The organism is Streptomyces candidus (assembly GCF_014207445.1).
Taxonomy (GTDB): Bacteria; Actinomycetota; Actinomycetes; order Streptomycetales; family Streptomycetaceae; genus Streptomyces; species Streptomyces candidus.
Map to the genome: position 1 here is coordinate 1 of NZ_JACHEM010000064.1, position 1,323 is coordinate 1,323.

The 1,323-nt window shown below is 66.9% G+C and carries 1 protein-coding gene and 1 pseudogene; both read left to right on the top strand.

Features of this window, described 5'->3' with window-relative positions:
• Positions 1–69: 69 nt before the first annotated feature.
• Positions 70–363 (top strand): annotated as a pseudogene (locus HNQ79_RS33175) (transposase); the annotation flags it as partial.
• A gap of 11 nt (positions 364–374) precedes the next feature.
• Positions 375–1,292, top strand: coding sequence for an IS3 family transposase (locus HNQ79_RS33180; protein ID WP_185036704.1), 918 nt, complete (start codon positions 375–377; stop codon positions 1,290–1,292).
• The last annotated feature ends 31 nt before the right edge of the window (positions 1,293–1,323 follow it).

Sequence of the window (1,323 nt, forward strand, 5' to 3'; positions counted from 1 at the left end):
TGAGGTTCCCCCGAGATGCGGAGGTTGCTGACATCGGGTCAGATGGGGTTCATGAGAGGAACTCTGACCATGGCCGCACCGAGGAAGTACTCGCAGGAATTGCGTGATCGTGCGGTACGGATGTACCGGACCGCGGAGCCGAAGCCGCAGATCAAGAAGCTGGCCGTCGATCTCGGGGTGCATCCCGAAGCTCTGCGGACCTGGCTGCGTCAGGCCGAGGCGGACGCCGGTGAGCGCGCGGACCGGCCCACCACCGCCGAACGCGCCGAACTTGCCGCGTTGCGCAAGGAGAACGCCCAGCTCAAGCGGGCGAACGAGATCCTGCGGACGGCCTCGGCTTTTTTCGCCGCCCAGCTCGACCCGACCCGGCCCAGGTGACGGCGCTCTTCACCGAGCACCCGCACCTGGAGGTCGAGCCCACCCTCCGGGAACTGAACATCGCCTCCTCCACGTTCTACCGCTGGCGCCGCGCAGCCGAGGTGCCGTGTGAACGGGTACGCCGGGACGGCGAGTTGACTGAGCAGATCCGTGACATCCATGCCGAGTCCGGAGGGATCTACGGCTCGCCGCGCGTGCACGCCGTCCTCAAGCGCGAGGGTGTGCACGTCGGCCGCAAGCGGGTCGAGCGTCTGATGCGCGAGGCCGACCTCGCGGGCATCAGCCCGCGCCGCACAGGTTTCACCCGCCGGGACCCGAAGGCCACCCTGGCCCCGGACCTGGTGATGCGGGACTTCACCGCCCCGGCGCCGAACCGGCTGTGGGTTACCGACCTCACCATGATCACCACCGGGGAGGGACCGCTGTGGCTCTCCGCGATCCGTGACGCGTTCTCGCGCCGGGTGGTGGCCTGGGAGACCTCCGCCCGCGCGGACGCCGATCTGGTCCTGTCCTCGCTGGAGTACGCCCTGGCCAGCCGCGAGGTGAATCCCGGACAACTGGTCCACCACGCCGACCACGGCTGTCAATACACGTCCGTGAAGCTCACAACGCGGCTGGTGCGGGCGGGAATTGACGCATCCATGGGGTCCGTCGGGGACAGTTACGATAACGCCCTCGCGGAGAACCTCTGGATGATCATCAAGACCGAATGCGTCCGCGGCCACGTCTTCGAGACGAGGGCCGAGGCGAATCTGGCGCTCTTCGAGTACATCGACGGCTTTTACAACAGCCGGCGCATCCAGAAACGCCTCGGCTACCTCAGCCCCATCGAGTTCGAGGAACAGCACTACGCCGACCAGGCGACGACCGAACAAGCGAATCTGAACACCCGTCAACCCGCCCTGACCAGCTGATCAGCACCTCCCGAACAACGGGGGAACCTCA